This is a genomic window from Desulfosarcina ovata subsp. ovata (assembly GCF_009689005.1).
Lineage (GTDB): Bacteria > Desulfobacterota > Desulfobacteria > Desulfobacterales > Desulfosarcinaceae > Desulfosarcina > Desulfosarcina ovata.
The window spans coordinates 5,399,121-5,416,893 of record NZ_AP021879.1 but is presented as its reverse complement, the minus strand read 5'-3'; the positions used below and the strand labels follow the sequence as shown (position 1 = coordinate 5,416,893).

The window sequence follows — 17,773 nt, the reverse complement described above, 5'->3', positions numbered from 1 at the left end:
TCGGAAAAAGGACAGTTTAATTACAGGATATTCCTGTTATTAATTTTGATAGGAAAACTGAGTTGAGTTAAAAAGTAACGTCATTAACAAGGGGCAGCAGGGAGCCAAACTCCCGCAGGAAGGCAATCGGTTGTTTTCAGGCTGTTTTGATCGATCAAATGACCTTATTCTAATTACTTTATAATTACAGGTTAACTACAGCATGAATGCTGTAGTTACGGGGCAATTAGTTATTTTTATTGTATAACTACAAAATATTTTATATTAATTTCTTATTGTCTATTTATATTATTACTTGGAGTGAATACAATTTAAAATCGTCTTGGCACATTTCAGTATTTTTAAGTTTTCCAACCCACGACCGACTATCGCCTGCGCGCATATTGAAATTAGTCTTTAATTTAAAAAGCCAACAAAAACGTCAGACAACCCTCCGCAAACGGAGATTAAATTTGGAAACGCATACGTTTATTGGGTTATTGGCTATTTTACAAACGATCGGAATTATTCTCATATGGCTATGGAATATTCGGCTCAAGAATTCCATGGGACAGAAAAAAAGGGCGTTCTTGGAATCAAAGACCGAACTTTACCAGGCCAGGGAGGAGTGGGAACGAACATTCGATACCGTACCCGATCTGATTACCATTCTTGATTTTAAATTCAACGTTCTTAAGACAAACAACGCTGTGGCAAAAACATTAAGGGTAAATAAAATTCCAGAAAAAGGGTTGAAATGTTATGCCCTTTTTCATGACATGGCATCCCCACCGTCCTTTTGTCCCCTCTCTAAACTGATTAAAGATGGCCGGTCCCATTCAGCAGAAGTCTATATTGAACGCCTGAATGCCTATTTTTACGTCAGCGTTTCGCCCTTAACCGATTCTGCCGGGCAATTGATTGGTGCGGTTCACGTTGCCCGGGATATCAGCGATTGCAAGTTACGCGAGAAGCAAAGTGAGCACCTTAGTTCTATGCGTGAAAAGCTTCTCCGCAGTGGCACTCTTGATGAAAAAATGAAATGGATTGCCGATTGTATGACAAGCCTCTTTGAGAAGCCAATGTTTCGGGTTTGGATGGTCAAGGAGCAGGACGCCGACAATCCTCCCCCCGGCCAAGGGCAGACTGCGAAGGCACAGGTTGTTGTTGAGGATCTATCGTTTATGCTTATCGCCGATACATGCAGCAGTTCCGGGATGGAAATGAATGGGAACTGGCCGGCCTTTGAAACGAGTTGTTTGGATCAATTGATGACCAACGACTCCCCCTGGAAAATCTTCGATATCAGAAAATGGAAGGGGATGCCTGACAATTTTCAATTGGCAGGTTCCCGTATTCTTTCCAATACCGGCATGCCGATTGGCGCCTTTTTACTTTTTGTTAGTGATACGATCCAAATTCACAAAAACAATTTGATGAACTCAGTTGTTTCCGCCACCACAAATGTTCTTCGGGGTGAAATTTCGGCAAACTCGTTGAGACGCAGTGAAAAGCGTTACCGAAAGTTGTTTGAAAGTCTTGTTGACGTATACTTAAGAACCGATGCATCGGGCATCCTCAAAATGCTGTCGCCTTCGATTGAACAGGTTCAGCAATTGTAATTATGCGGTTCAGGTTTGTACCAGCATGGCAATTCGATCAGTTCTTCGAAAAATTTAGTTCAGGTTATGATCAAAAAGTGAAACAAAACTGTACGCAATTAGCCAGCCGATGAATTTTTTCATTTTTGGCTCTCTGTATCAGAAATTTTGATCAAACCTATCCATTGGTTAATAAAGGAACTCGTACGGTTTGATGTGAAAATCTGCCAAGGATTTTAACTGGTGTCTACGTATTCGATCTCCAGGCCTCGCATCATAAAAGTTAACATCGCCTCCCAACTGGGAAAATACATATATCGCGTCAAAGCGCGCACATCGTCAAAAAAGGTTTTGCGCGTTGGTAACTCAGCACGAACCAAGCTGTACTTCTCATCCATCAGTTCAAGAACGGTATGGAACAGAAAGGCTAACAAGTTGAAGGTCAGCAATAATGATGAAAGGTGCTTGTTCCCGTGACCGAAGTTGTGTTCAATATTATAGCCTCTGTTTTTCAAAACATTATTATTTTCGTTCTCGACTTTCCAGCGTGCTCGGCCATCTTTGACAATTTGCTTGACGTTGCTCTTTGAAACTTCAAAATTGGTTGCAAATGCGTTTTTGTACACGATTTTTCCATCGGGCAGGGTTGTTGTCAGTTCGCACCAATTAACATCAATGGCGTTTTCACTATCACGTAGCGGCAGTTTGTTGGCAAAGCGATACGTATCGATTTCATGGGTTTTGCCGGTCCAGCGCTTCTCCACCACGGTTTCGATGGTCTGCATGGCGTCCAATTCATCCAGCCACTGGTAAAGGGTTTTATGAGAATCGGGTTTACAGACCAAAATGAAATCAAGTTCTTGATCTAATAGTTTTTTGCAAATCGGTTGTTTACAGTATAGATCATCGCCCAATACAGTGATGCCAAAAGGTTGATACTCCGCCGCATATTGATCGATCCAGCGTTTTGCTGCCGCGTTTTCGCAATCTTGTTTATCATGGCCATCCTGGGGGGTAATAAATTCCGGTTGCAAAGCAATCACCTTATTGTTTTCCGGTGCCACAATCACCGGGGTCACGACTGAATGCGAATAGGTTACGGTTCCATTTTTATGGTGCTTGCGACTACAATTATCACAATGAATTGTATTTGAAGCAAAATACTGCGTTCCGTCAAAGGCAACCAATAAATTGTTGTCGTATGAGCGAAACCCGTCCAGATGACCGGATTTTTCCAATCCGTCGAAAAGATATTTGAACACGGGCGTGACATAAGAGGGATGGACCTCGTCCATTAAACTTTTGATGTGGTTGGTACAGGGAATTTGAGTGAGGCCGAAAAGTGATTGCGCATTGTTTTTGCCTTTTGTTTGCTGCATAGCGGATTGAAAGGCTAAAAAGGATGGGCTTTGGGTAAAAAAAACAGAAAAAGCTCCCAGGGCTGCGTCTTCTATGCTGTAGCTGGTATTAGTGCCGATGCGCCGGTCAGGAAATGCAGAAATAGTTTGGCGAAAAAATTGGATCACTTTGTCAAATGTGAATTCTGCATGTTTCCTTTCAAGTAGGATGCGGTTTTCTTCTTGTTCTGGCAATCGCATGGCCCTGGCTCGCTTTTGGTAAAAGTGGATGAGTATTCACCCTCTTATATCCATTACAAGCTTCTGTGTCCAGAACATTTTGAAATAATAAAGAAAATAAATGCATCGAACTTTGATTGAAAAAAACTTCTGTTTGGGTAGCAAAGAGAGCCATTTCAAAATTACAATTGCTGGAACAGGTTATGGGCTATTCTCCTGAAGAGGTGTTAAATACCTATGCAAGGCAGTATTGGGTACACCCGGAACAACGCGATCAATTAGTAAGAGAAATTCAGGACAAAGATGCAGTACGGGGAAAAGAAATTTTATTAAGGAAAAAAGGAGGTTCCACATTATGGGCATCTGTTAACGCCAAGCAGCTAAAAGATGATCAGGGAAACTTCATGGGTGCGGAAGTCATGCTCCGTGATGTCACCAAGAAGAAACAGGCTGAAGAATTAATGCTTACCCAACGCGACTTAAGCATTGCACTGTCAAGTATTTGTGACTTTAAAAAGGCGCTGGAAATATGCCTGGACACGGCCTTGAAATTGGAAGAGGTCGATGGTGGGGCGATTTATTTGATAGATTCAAACTCCGGGTGTTTGGATTTGGTCGTTCATAGGAACTTGTCGACGGACTTCGTTAACGCTGTGTCACATCTTGATAAAGAGTCTCTTCAAGTCAAACTGGTATCCAAAGGGGAGTCAATATTTCAACCATACGCCAAGATGGCGAGTTCTTTTTCATATTCTTGTGGTGCCAACCGCAAAATTGTACATTCCGCTGGCATTCGCGCGCTTGCGGTGATTCCCATGTCTGACGATGGTAAAATTTTTGGTTGTCTGGTCGTTTCATCTACTGCCACTGATCAATTATCCAGTTTCTCCAGATACTGCCTTGAAACGGTTGCCGGACAGATGGCCGCGGCATTGAGTCGAATTAAAATTGATCAATATTTGAGATCCAGCCGACATAACCTTAAAACCCTTTTCGAAAGTATCGATGATTTTTTGTTTATTCTGGATGACACCGGCCGGATCATTAAAACCAATCCTGCCGTGGAAAGCCGCCTGGGATATGCTTCCGATGAGTTGATCGGCATGGACGTTACTCAGGTTTACCCGCAAAATAGCCAAAATGGATCCCATGCAGCAGTGCGGCAAACTCCGATATCTTCAGCCACTTTTCATCCGAATTCAATCATGCGTCCCGATGACCACCTGATGCCCCGGGCTGGTCAAGCCATCCCTGTGGAAACGAAAATCAATCAAGGCATCTGGGATGGAAAGCCCGCGTTTTTCGCGATTTCCAGGGATATCACACTTCGTCTGAAAGCCGAGGAGGCAAAACGAATTAGTGAAGAGCGTCTCATGGCCGCTATTGATGCGATTGACGAGGGGTTTGTGATTTTTGACAAGAATGACCGCCTGGTCATGTGCAACAATAAATTTCTGGATATTTATAAGGTCTCAGCCGATATGATAAAACCCGGCGCCAAGTTTGAGGATTTCATCCGTAAAGGTGCCTACCGCGGACAATATTTGGACGCAGAAGGGGATGTCGAAAATTGGGTAACCGAACAAATGGTTACTCATCGATGCGGTGGTGAAAATTTCGAACAACGCATTTATGGTGATCGATGGATTCGAATTGCCGAACGCAAAATGGAAGATGGCAGCATGGTTGGTTTTCGGGTAGACGTTACGGACATCAAGCGCTCGGAGGATCTTTTACGTAACGCGCTGATGGAAAAAGAGATATTGCTGAAAGAGATTCATCACCGTGTTAAAAACAACCTGGCTGTGATTTCAAGCATGTTGAACCTCCAAATAAAAAACAATGCCAACAAGGTGGTTCAAGAATCGCTCAAGGAAAGTCGATCCAGAGTCAGATCGATGGCGCTCATTCATGAAACGTTGCATCAGGCCAACAACCTGTCGGCTGTTCGACTCAGGGACTATATTTCTAAACTTATTCGTGACTTACTGTCGGTCTATGAACATTTTTCAGACCAATTTTCGATCGAATATGATATCGAAGATGTATATCTGGATATCAACCAAGCCGTATACTGTGGAATCATCATTAATGAACTGGTTACCAACTCATTAAAGTATGCCTTTGCCGACAATGAAAGGGGGATCATTCGCATATCGGCAAAAACCCAACCGAATCATGAAATTGAACTGAGCGTAAAGGATAATGGGGCCGGCTTGCCCCCAGGTTTTAATTGGGAAAAGACCAGGACACTGGGAATGCGGCTTATTTCTCTTATGGTTGAACAATTGCACGGATCAATGAAAGCCAGCCATCAGGGCGGGCTGAAAACGGTAATCCGATGGAAGAGCTCACTACAAAAGGAGCAATGCCATGACTGATGATTGCATTTTGATCGTTGAAAACGAACTGATTCTAGCCGAGGATCTTTCGCTCACCCTGAAGGAACTGGGTTACGAAAAGTACCAAATTACCAGCACCGGAGAAGATGCAATCGCCAAGGTAACACACGAGAAAATTGGTTTCGTGTTGATGGACATCAAACTCGATGGTCAGATAGACGGTATCGAGGCTGCCAAGCAAATCCAATCCTTTTCCGATATTCCAATTGTTTACCTTACCGCCTTTTCAAACGAAGACCTGTTAACTCGTGCAAAGGAAACCATGCCGTATGGCTACCTGCTGAAACCATTCAGAAGTAAAGAGTTGAAGGCTGTCATTGAAACGGCGCGTTACAAATTTGAGATGGAACAACGATTCAAAATAAAATTTAAAGCGATGGAATCACTGGCCAGGAAGAGAAAAGGAGCCGACGAAATCGTAACCATCTGCTGCCACTGCAAAAAGATTAAAGACCCGGATGGAACGTGGGAATATCTTGAATCTTATATAGAGTCGCATGCCATTGGAAAATGTTCTCACTCAATCTGCCCGATTTGTGCACATGGTTTGTACCCTGAATATTACCGGGATGAATAGCTTCAGCGATAGGCGAGATGCCACTAAGGATCGGGGATGAAATTAATCGAGCTGTGCGGACCATGCCCAGGATGGATATTGCACAAAGGGCTAACCAAAAATTAAGATATGAAAATAGGTTCGGAATTGACTGGACATCATTAAAGATAAATGCGATGTTTTGGTAGATCACTATCTCAAACCCCGAGACGGAGGCTACCAATGAGCAAATACAAAATCGAAGTCATGGTGAACCTGGTTGAATGTGATGAGGAAACGGACGATAAGCCCATTGAACTGGAAGATGGATGTTATCAATACACTGTAAACGCTGATGCCGGTGAAAATATAGACGACTGCGAAATAGCAATTTTAAATACGGCATACCCTGCAATAAGAGCCGCCATAGCACGACACATGGAAAAGGTGTCTAAAAAAAAGTCCTGACTTTCAGTGGGGCTAATCAAATTGAGGTAAATGAAAGCCCATATCTGGTGGATGGCGCCGTGGGGCGTTTTGCGTTTGAAACCCACTTCGCATTTGATGAAAATGGCGTTCGGTTTGACAGTAGTCAATCGATATTTGCCCCATTAGGAACGAATCAGTTTTATTTGACCACGGGCTTTAAGGAACGGGCCATGATTATGGGTAATACGGAAGGATCCTTCCGGAAAACATCAAAATGGCTCAACTTCATACGGCACCAAATAGAAGGCGGTACGCCACATCGCACATTGCATGATCAGACCCAGAAAGAAGGTCGGGAATTGATCGACCATTTAAAGCAAAAGGCCGATGATTTGAATCATGGCAACTTCAGCGCTGACGGATGTTGTATCAACCCAGATATTCCCAGGGGCGGAGAACCGATATCAATTCCCATGGATGAAGTTCACAAGGCCCTTTCTAAAGGATCTTTCGACTATAATCCGATTGAACTGTTGAATAATCCCGTCATTTACGAAGAACCCAGTCAAACGGTCAACATAAGCATAGACGACGTAACCCCCAAAAGGCAGAAGGGTACACGAGAAAGCCCAAAAATCACTGAGCATACGCGAAAATATGTACATGATACCGTATGCCACATTGAACATGGAGGCCCAAAATACGTATTGGCAGCTGATGGCACCAAATCATGCTTGTGGTTGCTAATCGCGTTTCTTTTGTCAAATTTTCTATTCGGCAAACGTCTTCAGATTTTTACCGACGGCCATAAGGCGCTAAATGCTGCCATCGTCAAGCAATTTGGTTGGTACAATAATATGCAGATTGTTCTTGATTGGTTTCATCTATGCAAGAAGTTCAAAGAAGAATTGAGCATGGGGATGAAAGGCAGAAAGTTGAGAAATGAAACGCTTCGCGCGGTTATGCCGTTGTTGTGGCACGGCCTTACAAACAAGGCCATATCATATCTTGAAAACATCCCGGCATCCGAAATCAAGGATGAGAATCATATTCAAAAGCTCATTGACTATTTGGGTCGGAATAAATCCTCGATTCCCAACTATGATATGCGCAAACGGTTAAATCTTCGGAACTCGAGTAATGTGGGTGAAAAGATGAACGACCTCGTCGTTTCAAATCGCCAAAAGAAGAATGGAATGAGTTGGGCGAAGAAAGGCTCTCTCAATCTGGCTATCATCACAACTTTGAAAATCAACGATGAGTATCACAATTGGTTCAGCAATAAGGAAGTAAAATTTAGCTTAGCTGCTTGACCATTTAAGATATCTTCGTCCGCACAGATCGAAATTAATTGACCGTAATTGCGCCGGGCTTGTGTTCGTCTTCAAGGCGCATCAAGGGTTGCATACCGGGAGTATGTGGACGTTGATGCAACGCGGAAGACGGGCGCAAGAACAAGCAATTTCGTTTAATTAATAAAATTTCCGATCCTAAGCACAGACACAAATTTCTTATCGCGTTGTCAGAAAAGATTAAACACTGGGGTTAACGATGAAGGACTTGAAGATATTGATTGTCGAGGATGAAAGAATCCTTGCTGAAGATCTCAAAGAGACCCTTTTGGAATTGGGATATAACGTTGCAGGCAATGTGGGGTCCGGGGAAAAAGCGGTAGAACTGGCATCGAAAACCGAGATTGACCTGGCATTAATGGATATCAAGCTTGAAGGTGAATTGGATGGGGTGAACACAGCCGAAGTGTTAAGAAACCGTTTTGACATACCCGTAATCTATTTAACCGCGTTTTCCGATGACACCCTTTTACAAAAAGCAAAAAAGACGGAACCCTTTGGCTATGTAATCAAGCCTTATCGTGCCAGTGAAATAAAATCCGTTATCGAAATGGCCTTTTTCAAGATAGAGGTTGAACGAAAACGAAAAGAATCTTACAAAAATCTCGAAAGTGAGGCGCAAAACCACGCGAATAAGCTGGAAAAAATGGATGCGACGCTAAAAACCCTTATGGAATATCGTGAAAACGAAAAAAATGAGGCGATCCGTAACGTTGCTAAAAACCTGAATGATCGCGTCATTCCCCATTTCGATACAATCAGAATGCGATGGCCCAATAAGGAATTGAACAATTTATTGGACGCACTGACGACAACTTTGCAGGAAATCGCCAGACCATCGGAAAACAGCCTCTCCGATTCAATCAACCTGACCCCAATGGAATGCCGTGTTGTTGATCTGATCCGCCAGGGTCGCACAAGTAAGGAGATCGCCAGTTTGCTTGGAATCACTGTCCGCGGCGTAACCTTTCACCGAGGAAACATCCGAAAAAAACTCGGTATTCAAAATAAAAAAATCAATCTAAAAGCATCGCTCTCACGATAGGCACTCCGGTTACCCACCGCCTTCCCCCTCGACGATTTATCCACTTGGACGAACATTCCGCCGACCAGAAATAAAATGGTCAGATCGATTCCAGGTTGCCGGGGGCCGTCCTTCCGCTGGCCTTACCCCAAATATTATCTTGAAAACGATAGCCACCAGGCTCAAAAAAGCCGACCATGATGAACTGGAACTTGATACCAAAGCGGGAGCAGGTATAATCAGAGTAACAAGGATGTTAAAAAGGCGTCAATGCGGAACCCACAACATCCTGTCGATCCTTTTTGTTCTGACTGAGGAGCAATGGCCACATGAATATTCCGATTGGGTTGATCAGAATCATCGTAACTGTGTTTGTGCTATTTGCCACCCCTGTGACATCCGTCGTTGCCGAAAGCCACTCCCTTAAACATGTCCTGCTCTTGAACTCTTACCATCCGGGTTTTTCATGGTCGGACGGAGAAGAAGCCGGTGTCATCAAACAACTGGGAGATGCGCTTCCTTCAGCAAATATCCTGATCGAGTATCTTGATGCAAAACGCTATCCGGAAAAGAGCAATCTGGTTCGCATGAAGAATATTCTGGTTGACAAATATCACGGGAAAAAGATCGACTTGATCATCGCCCTGGATGACGCGGCCGTAGAGATGCTCACCACCTATCATGCAGCGCTTTTCCCGGACATTCCGGTCGTTTTTGCGGGCATCGCCGATTTCAATAAATACGCGGCCAAGGGACGCAAAGGCATTACCGGTATTCTCGAAACTCAAAATATCAAAGATACCATCGATACGGCTCTCAGGCTCCACCCGGATACAAGAGAGGTACTGGCCATCAGTGACATGACGGTCAGCGGCATTTCCGCTCAAAGGGCGCTGAAAGCGGTTATGCCCGTGTATGACGACAGGGTGAAGATCCGCTTTCTTCCGGAATGTACATTCGAGGAAGCACGGGCAACGGTTGCCGCGCTTCCTCGCAATTCAATCGTATTGCTGAATAGTTACGCAACAGACAGTGAGGGGAAGACGCTTTCCACGAAAGATAGCACCCGCATGATCGTATCTGCCGCGAAAGTACCGGTTTATGGGGTGCATGAAAACAGGTTCGGTGATGGCATTGTAGGCGGATATCTTCTCAGCGGCCGCGAACAGGGCAGAAGGGCGGCTATTATAGGGCTTCGTATTCTTGCCGGAGAAGATGGCGGCTCGATACCGATTGAGGAATCCGGGACAGCCGTTCCGATGTTTGATTATCAACAAATGGAACGCTTCGACATCCCCGCATCCAAACTTCCGGAGGGAAGCATAATCATCAATAAACCTGCATCGGTCTTCACCACACACCGTAATTTTGCCATCACGATCACCGCGATTCTCATCATACTTGCGGTTGCAGTCTCGCTGCTTGCTTTCTTCATTGTTCGACTGCTCCAGGCAAGGGCCACATTAAGGAAAAAGGCAAACGAATTGCGGTTTACCCAGTATGCCATTGACAAAGCAACTGACCAGGCCTTCTGGACGACCGAGGATGGCCACTTTTTTTATGTGAACGATGCTGCCTGCCGGACTCTGGGGTATTCACGCGAGGAACTGTTGAAGTTATTGGTATCGGATATCGGCCCTGCCTTTCCGCTCGATGTTTTTGCCGAGCATTGGCGAGATTTGCGGGAGAAGGGGGCCGTCACATTAGAGACTTTGCATCGTGCAAAAGACGGCCGTGTGTATCCGGTGGAAGTTCGTGCCAATTTCGTGGTTTTTGACGGCAAGGAGTACAACTGCGGTTTTGCGACGGATATCACGGAACGAAAGCGAATGGAACAATCTCTGAGGAAGAGTGAAGGCTTTCAACGTGCCCTGTTGCAAACCATCCCCGATCTGGTCTGGTTGAAAGACCCGAATGGCGTTTTCTTGGTCTGCAATGCGAAGTTTGAACGTTTATACAACGCAAAGGAAGAGAATATTATCGGCAAGACCGACTATGACTTTGTGGAAAAAGGTTTGGCGGACTTCTTCCAAAAACATGACCGCATGGCCGTTGCCGCCGGCAAGCCCTCCAGTAATGAGGAGTGGGTCACTTTTGCCGATAATGGTTATCGTGCACTTTTGGAAACCATAAAAACGCCGATGTTCGATGACCAAGGCGAACTGATCGGTGTATTGGGTATCGCCCGGGACATTACTGACCGTAAAAAGGCCGAAGAGGAGAAAATCAATCTCAGAAGCCAACTCCAGCAGGCCCAGAAAATGGAGTCCGTCGGACGTCTGGCCGGCGGCGTGGCCCACGATTTCAACAACATGCTGGGTGTGATTCTCGGATATGGTGAACTGGCTCTGGAGAAAACGGACCCCGCCCTTCAACTGCATGGTGCTCTGCAGGAAATCATGAACGCCGCCCGGCGTTCCGCCGACATCACCCGTCAACTGCTGGCTTTTGCCAGGAAACAAACTGTCTCTCCCAAGGTACTCGATATTAACGAAACTGTGGCGGGCATGACCGGTATGCTGCATCGCTTCATCGGCGAGGACATCGATCTGGCATGGTTGCCGGGCGAAGCGGTTTGGCCGGTGATGATGGATCCTGGCCAGATCGATCAGATTATGGCCAACCTTTGCGTCAATGCCCGGGACGCCATCGCGGATGTGGGCAAAGTCACCATCGAAACAGGCAACGTTGAATTCGACGAGGCTTACTGCGCCCATCACTATGGATTCTTGCCTGGTGAATACGTGCTTCTGGCCGTCAGTGACAACGGCTGCGGCATGGACTCAGAAACCCTGGGGAATATCTTCGAACCGTTTTTCACGACCAAAGACTCCGGCAAAGGAACAGGTCTTGGCTTGGCCACAGTGTACGGAATCGTCAAACAAAACAACGGCTTTGTAAATGTGTACAGCGAACCGAACCAGGGAACGGCGTTCAAAATATACCTCCCGCGGCATAGGACAGAGGCGACCGGCTTGCCGGGGAAAAAAATGGAACCGCCGGCCGAAAGCGGCCACGAGACGATCCTGCTGGTGGAGGACGAACCGGCGATTCTTGAAATGACGACAAAAATGCTTGAAAGAATGGAATACACGGTGGTAGCGGCAAAAACACCAAGCGAAGCCATTCGCCTGTTCCGTGAGTATGACGGAGAGATCCACCTGCTCGTGACCGATGTGGTCATGCCCGGAATGAATGGAAGAGATCTTGCCAAGAGCCTTATGTCCATGCATTCACATCTTAAGTGCCTGTTCATGTCCGGCTACACCGCCAACGTCATTGCCCATCACGGCGTTTTGGATGAAGGCGTGAATTTCATCCAAAAACCGTTCTCGAAGGAACAGCTTGGCGCCAAGGTGCGTGAGGCGCTGGACAAAGATGCGGGTATATTCTTTGACAGAAATCGCCTAAATCCGGCACAACCTGGCAACCACCGTCCGGCAGATGTTGGACCAGCACAAAACACCGGCAAAAAAACCCGACTGCCATAGGTAACCGTTACAGGAGCGTTGACAGTTACTTCCGTTTATGTTTGTAGTGTTACTATTATTGGCGCCCATCCGCATTTCGGAAGGCGACCGGCCGAAACACCGCCTGCCGTCAATGACCAGGCAACGAACAAATTAACGGAAGGACTTGATCCATGGGACAGGTACCTCAGCAGCATCACTCCTTTATGCCCGGCAACATTTTTCCCTGCAACCGGCACCGGAAGCACCCTCCAGAACCATTTTTCCTCAATATATGCCATATTCATGCAAAGGAAGCCGATCAATGAAAATTCTCGACACCATCAATGCGTTGCAAAACTGGCGAAAATCCATTGCCCATGACAAGAGCGTCGGGATCGTACCCACCATGGGGGCCCTGCACGACGGCCACCGGTCCTTGATCGCCCGATGCCGGCGGGAGAACGACATCTGCGTCGTCAGCATCTTCGTCAATCCCACCCAGTTCAACGATCCCAACGACCTGGCCACCTACCCGGTGACGTTTGAAGAAGATCGGGCAATCTGCGAAGCCGAAGGCGTGGACGCGATTTTCATGCCCCAATACGGCGATCTCTACCCCGACGATTACCGTTACCGGGTATCCGAGGACCGGGAGAGCTGCCTCCTATGCGGCGCCCATCGCCCGGGACACTTTGACGGTGTCCTCAGCGTGGTCATGAAGCTCTTCAATCTCGCTCAGCCCCGGCGAGCCTATTTCGGTGAAAAGGACTGGCAGCAGCTTCAGCTGGTTAAAGGCATGGTGGATGCCTTTTTCATGCCCGTCAGCGTCGTGGCCTGCCCCACTGTTCGCGAAACCGACGACCTGGCCTTAAGTTCCCGAAACCGGCGCCTCACCAGCGACCATCGCAAAAAAGCGGCCCGTTTTCCTCATCTGCTGTCCACCGATGCATCGGCGGCCGAAGTGGCCCGCCTTCTGAAAACGGACGGTTTCGAAGTGGACTACGTGGAGGATTTCAGGGGGCGTCGTTGCGCGGCAATTCACTGCGGCGGGGTCCGGTTGATCGACAACTTGCCGGCACCGAAAACGGAGGATCGATGATTCTGTGCTTGAATATCGGCAACACCAACATGACCGGCGGAGTATTTGACGGTCCGTCGCTGAAGCTTGACTTTCGCCGGAGTTCGCGCCCGCGCATCTCGGTGGATGAATTCGGCCTTTTTCTGTTGGGGGTGCTGCATTCCAATGCCATCGATCCAAGCGCCATCCGGCAGATCGCCATCTGCTCAGTGCTTCCCGAGGCCACTTACTCACTGAACAGCGCCTGCCGGAAGTATTTTTCCACGGATCCGTTTGTCATCCGATCCGGGGTACGGACGGGATTGAAAATCCGCTACCGCAACCCCCGGGAGGTGGGCGCCGACCGTATTGCCAATGCCATGGCGGCCGTGCACCACCATCCGCAGCAGGATCTGGTTGTGGCCAGCTTCGGGACTGCCACCACATTCTGTGCCATCGGTGCGGACAAGACCTACCACGGCGGCGTGATCCTACCCGGGATACGCATCTCTTTGGCGGCCTTGGTCAGTCACGCCGCCCAGTTGGCCAGCGTGGAAATCATTCCCGTGGACCATGTGGTGGGGCGCTCCACGGCCGAAAGCATGCAGTCCGGACTTTATTACGGGCAGATCGGCATGGCCCGGGAAATCATCGACCGCATGCGTACCGAAGCGTTTCAGGGACGCCAGCCCCTGGTGATCGGCACCGGTGAGTTCTCCGGCTTGTTTGCAACGCCGGGGCTGCTGGATGTCGTCCGTCCGGAACTGGCCCTTGAAGGGCTTTATCTGGCCCTGATGATGAATGCCTAAGAGCCCGTTTGATAAATCCGGCTAAAGCCCGCTAACAGCGTTGGAAAGTGTCTCAAAATGCTCACATATTACATATATGCTCCGCTTTTGAGCCCCTTTCCGCCTTGTTATCGGGCCTGATCCAGACTTCTCAAACAGGCTCTAAAAGTGCAGGCAAATCATGCAGAAAGAAAAACTCCCCGGTTTTGCCGGGGAGTTTTTTATGCCGGGGAGTTTTTTAGGAACTATTTTGCAGCAGAACGGGCGGCCTCCAGCCAACCGTTCCACTTCTCCGTGTTCTTGGCAATCCACTCGTCCACATGCTTTTCGATATCTTTCTGGGACTTCTCACCATCGTTCATACGGGTGTTCTGTTCGTTGATATCGTTCAGCGGCAGGGTAAAGACCTCGAAAAACTTCTGGGCGGCCGGGTTCTTGGCAATGAATTTCTTGTTGGCCACGATCCGGATGTCGGAAACGACAAAACCGAGCTTGACCGGATCGGTGACCGCCCCCTCGATGCCCGAGGCCGTCATGCGATCCACAGCGGGTGCCTGGGATTCCTTGGGAATGATTTCGGGAACGTTGATCCACATCACATCCGTGCCCGGTTTCAGCTTGAAAATGGTCCAGTTGGGGGCCCAGGTATAGAAGAAAACGGGTTTCCCGCTTTTGTAATTCCCCAGGGCGGCGGCCATGCCGGCCTCGTAGGAGGCTTTGACCGGATTGATATAATCGTCCAGCCCATACACCTTCATGTGGTGGGCAATCACGTTCTCGCAACCCCATCCGGGCGGGCAGGCGGTCAGGTCGGCCTTGCCGTCGCCATTGGAATCAAAGGCTTTCATCACTTCGGGGCGTTTGAAATCATCCAGGGATTTGATATTGAACTTGTCGACATCTCTTTTGGAAACCAGGTATCCCTGAAGTCCACCGGCCTTGGCCACATAGCCGAACTTGTCGGCTTTTTCGTAAAAGTTTTTGGGAAGCTGGCTGTTATGGTTCGGGAACCAACCGTTGGTCCAGTAATCCACATCGCCCAGGGCAACGCTCTTGTAAAAAATGGGGTTCGCCAGATCCTTGGGTGTCTTGGCGCTATAGCCCAGCTCCTCCAGCCCGCGTCGGACCAACGCTTCCTGGAAAAAGCCGCTATTCCAGGTGGCGCGGGCCGGCCTCACCGTGACCCCCTTGCCCGGTTTCATGTTTTTGGCAAACGCGGGCGGCGCCATCACAGCCAGGGCCAGGGCAACCGTAAAAACCGTCAGTACTTTCAGAAAACGATTCATGTACTCCTCCTCATCTCTTTTATTGATAAAAATAGCGGAACACAGACAAACCGGTGGGCAGGCTGCCGCAGGTTGTCCAAGCGCCCGTTTTCCCTTCCTGTAAGAAGACTATCCTTTTGTTTTGGCCATGGATTGGGTGATCCGGTCGAGAACGATGGCCATCAGCACAATCCCCAGACCGCCGATCACCGCCCGGCCGATATCCAGGGTATTGAGGCCGAGAATCACCGGAGACCCCAGACCGCCGGCGCCGATCAGGGCGGCAATCACGACCATGGACAGCGCCATCATGATGGTCTGGTTAAGGCCGGCCAGGATGGTGGGCATGGCCAGGGGCACCTGGACTTTTCGCAGCACCTGCCAGTCGGTGGCGCCGAAGGCCTGTGCCGCCTCGACCAGTTCCGGATGGACCTGGCGGATGCCCAGGCTGGTCAGGCGGATAATCGGGGGCACGGCAAAAATGATCGTGGCCAGGACGCCGGCGACGTTGCCGACTGAGAAAAGCATCACGATGGGAACCAGATAGACGAAGGCCGGTGTGGTCTGCATGGCGTCCAGAATCGGCCGCATAATCGCCTCGAAACGATCGCTGCGCCCGGCGATGATGCCCAGTGGAACGCCGACAACCGTACAAAAGACAACCGATGAAAGCACCATGGCCAGGGTCGTCATGGAATCCGGCCACAGCCCCAGCAAACCGATCAATACCATGGTGATAACGGAAAAAATCGCCAGCAGGACACCGGAGAACCGCCAGGCAGCAACGCCGATGAGCAGAATAACCACAACCGCCGGCAATGCGTTGAGCCCCGTGTCGAATCCATTCAGGGTTTGTTCGATGGGCCACTTGATGGCCTGAAAGACATCGCGGTAGTTTTCCACCAGCCACTCGACAAACTGGGACACCCAGATATCCAGGGGTATTACTTTATCTTCAAACATGGTTTACTCCATTAAAACCTGACCTTCCGGCAATCGATCGCATCCTGGCGCGAATCGATGGCGGTAAGCGGGCAGGCAATTGATCCCCGATGCGGGGTTGATCGTTCAGGCGGCGTTCACCGTCTCTTCAAAATCCTCAAACTGTTCTTCCGTCCGGTGCAATGTTTTTAAAAAACGGTTTTTGGAAACCACCCCTTTATACCGATTATTCTCATCGATCACCGGAACGGGCCAGCTCCGGGAAGCCACTTCGGGAAGAATATCCTGCATGGAGTCCGTCGCCTGCAACGCTTTGGCGACTTCGATGAAGGCCAGATCGATGGGATTATCCTTGGCATTGTCGGAAATGGCCTGGCGCAGGGAATCCGATGATATCACCCCGAGAAAATGTCGCTTGGCGTCGAGCACGTAGGCATGGTCATGCTCACTGCTGCTAAGCAGTTCCTGGGCGGCGCGCAGGCTGCCGACTTTGGTTTTGATGATCGTCGGATGCGTATCCCTGACGATATCGCCGGCGGAGATGACATTGGTGGGATCCACACCCCGAAAGAAGGCCCGCACATAATCATCGGCCGGATTCTGCAGGATCTCTTCGGGGGTTCCCACCTGGACCACCCGGCCCCCCTCCATGATGGCGATGCGATCACCGATTCGCAGGGCTTCGTCAAGATCGTGGGAAATAAACACAATGGTCCGCTTGTCCTGTTCCTGCAACTTGAGCAGTTCGTCCTGCATTTCGGTGCGGATCAATGGATCCAGCGCTGAAAAGGCCTCGTCCATCAGTAATATATCCGGATCCACGGCCAGGCCGCGGGCCAGGCCGACGCGCTGCTGCATGCCCCCGCTCAATTGCTTCGGGTAGGAGTCTTCCCACCCCTCCAGCCCGACCTGGGCCAGGGCTTCCATGGCCCGTTCGCGCCGTTTGTCCGGCTCAACACCGGCGAGTTCCAGACCGAAAGCGGCGTTTTCCAAAACAGTGAGGTGGGGCATCAGCGCAAAAGATTGGAAAACCATGCTCATGTTGTGCAGCCGGAACTTGACCAGCTCGTCATGGGACATTTTGATTACGTCCTTGCCATCGACAATGACCTTCCCGGCGGTGGGCTCGATCAACCGATTGAGCATGCGCACAATGGTCGACTTTCCCGATCCGGAAAGTCCCATGACCACGAAGATCTCTCCGGCCTTGATCTCAAAATTGGCGTTATTGACGCCGACCGTCATACCGGTCTTCTCGAAAATTTCCGTTTTCTCTTTGCCCTGGGCCAGAAGATCCATGACCTTCTTCGGGGCTGGTCCGAAAATTTTATAAAGATTTCGTATGACAATTTTATCCTCTGCTTCCATCT

Annotated in this window: 13 protein-coding genes; 9 read left to right on the top strand and 4 right to left on the bottom strand. The window is 48.8% G+C overall.

The features are described from left to right. Window positions 1-452: 452 nt before the first annotated feature. The gene (locus GN112_RS23825) at window positions 453-1,601 is read left to right on the top strand and encodes a PAS domain-containing protein (RefSeq protein WP_155312483.1); all 1,149 of its coding nucleotides are present in this window, start codon (window positions 453-455) and stop codon (window positions 1,599-1,601) included. 215 nt (window positions 1,602-1,816) lie between these two features. On the opposite strand, the gene GN112_RS23820 is transcribed toward GN112_RS23825, so the two are convergent. After that, window positions 1,817-3,178: an ISNCY family transposase gene (locus GN112_RS23820; protein ID WP_414736118.1), complete on the bottom strand. Its 1,362-nt coding sequence runs from the start codon at window positions 3,176-3,178 to the stop codon at window positions 1,817-1,819. 116 nt (window positions 3,179-3,294) lie between these two features. Here GN112_RS23820 and GN112_RS23815 point away from each other — a divergent pair, with 116 nt between their 5' ends. The 8 genes from GN112_RS23815 (at window position 3,295) to GN112_RS23780 (ending at window position 14,217) form a co-directional block, all read left to right on the top strand. Beyond that, window positions 3,295-5,538: a PAS domain S-box protein gene (locus GN112_RS23815; RefSeq protein ID WP_155312482.1), complete on the top strand. Its 2,244-nt coding sequence runs from the start codon at window positions 3,295-3,297 to the stop codon at window positions 5,536-5,538. After that, window positions 5,531-6,136, top strand: a complete 606-nt coding sequence (locus GN112_RS23810; protein WP_155312481.1) for a response regulator — start codon at window positions 5,531-5,533, stop codon at window positions 6,134-6,136. Before GN112_RS23815 ends, GN112_RS23810 begins: the two co-directional genes overlap by 8 nt. A 201-nt stretch (window positions 6,137-6,337) precedes the next feature. Then, window positions 6,338-6,562 carry a hypothetical protein gene (locus GN112_RS23805; protein ID WP_155308746.1) on the top strand — a complete coding sequence of 75 codons (225 nt, stop codon included), beginning with the start codon at window positions 6,338-6,340 and terminating at the stop codon, window positions 6,560-6,562. A gap of 47 nt (window positions 6,563-6,609) precedes the next feature. Further along, on the top strand, window positions 6,610-7,836 hold the full coding sequence (locus GN112_RS34520; protein ID WP_231716912.1) for a hypothetical protein: 1,227 nt from the start codon (window positions 6,610-6,612) through the stop codon (window positions 7,834-7,836). 238 nt (window positions 7,837-8,074) lie between these two features. Beyond that, the gene (locus GN112_RS23795) at window positions 8,075-8,920 is read left to right on the top strand and encodes a response regulator (protein ID WP_155312480.1); all 846 of its coding nucleotides are present in this window, start codon (window positions 8,075-8,077) and stop codon (window positions 8,918-8,920) included. Between the two features lie 308 nt (window positions 8,921-9,228). Next, window positions 9,229-12,390 (top strand): ABC transporter substrate binding protein, encoded by a 3,162-nt coding sequence (locus GN112_RS23790; protein ID WP_155312479.1) that lies wholly within the window; start codon window positions 9,229-9,231, stop codon window positions 12,388-12,390. A gap of 283 nt (window positions 12,391-12,673) precedes the next feature. Beyond that, window positions 12,674-13,450, top strand: coding sequence for a pantoate--beta-alanine ligase (panC, locus tag GN112_RS23785; protein ID WP_155312478.1), 777 nt, complete (start codon window positions 12,674-12,676; stop codon window positions 13,448-13,450). After that, window positions 13,447-14,217 (top strand): type III pantothenate kinase, encoded by a 771-nt coding sequence (locus tag GN112_RS23780; protein WP_155312477.1) that lies wholly within the window; start codon window positions 13,447-13,449, stop codon window positions 14,215-14,217. Before panC ends, GN112_RS23780 begins: the two co-directional genes overlap by 4 nt. Before the next feature lie 224 nt (window positions 14,218-14,441). Here the strand turns inward: GN112_RS23780 and proX are convergent, their stop codons facing one another. The 3 genes from proX to proV form a co-directional block, all read right to left on the bottom strand. Continuing rightward, the gene (gene proX, locus GN112_RS23775; protein WP_155312476.1) at window positions 14,442-15,482 is read right to left on the bottom strand and encodes a glycine betaine/L-proline ABC transporter substrate-binding protein ProX; all 1,041 of its coding nucleotides are present in this window, start codon (window positions 15,480-15,482) and stop codon (window positions 14,442-14,444) included. Window positions 15,483-15,590: 108 nt separating this feature from the next. Next, entirely contained in the window at window positions 15,591-16,424 is an 834-nt protein-coding gene (locus GN112_RS23770; protein ID WP_155312475.1) for an ABC transporter permease, read from the bottom strand. A 105-nt stretch (window positions 16,425-16,529) separates the two neighbouring features. Beyond that, window positions 16,530-17,771 (bottom strand): glycine betaine/L-proline ABC transporter ATP-binding protein ProV, encoded by a 1,242-nt coding sequence (proV, locus tag GN112_RS23765; RefSeq protein WP_174247672.1) that lies wholly within the window; start codon window positions 17,769-17,771, stop codon window positions 16,530-16,532. Window positions 17,772-17,773 lie beyond the last annotated feature (2 nt).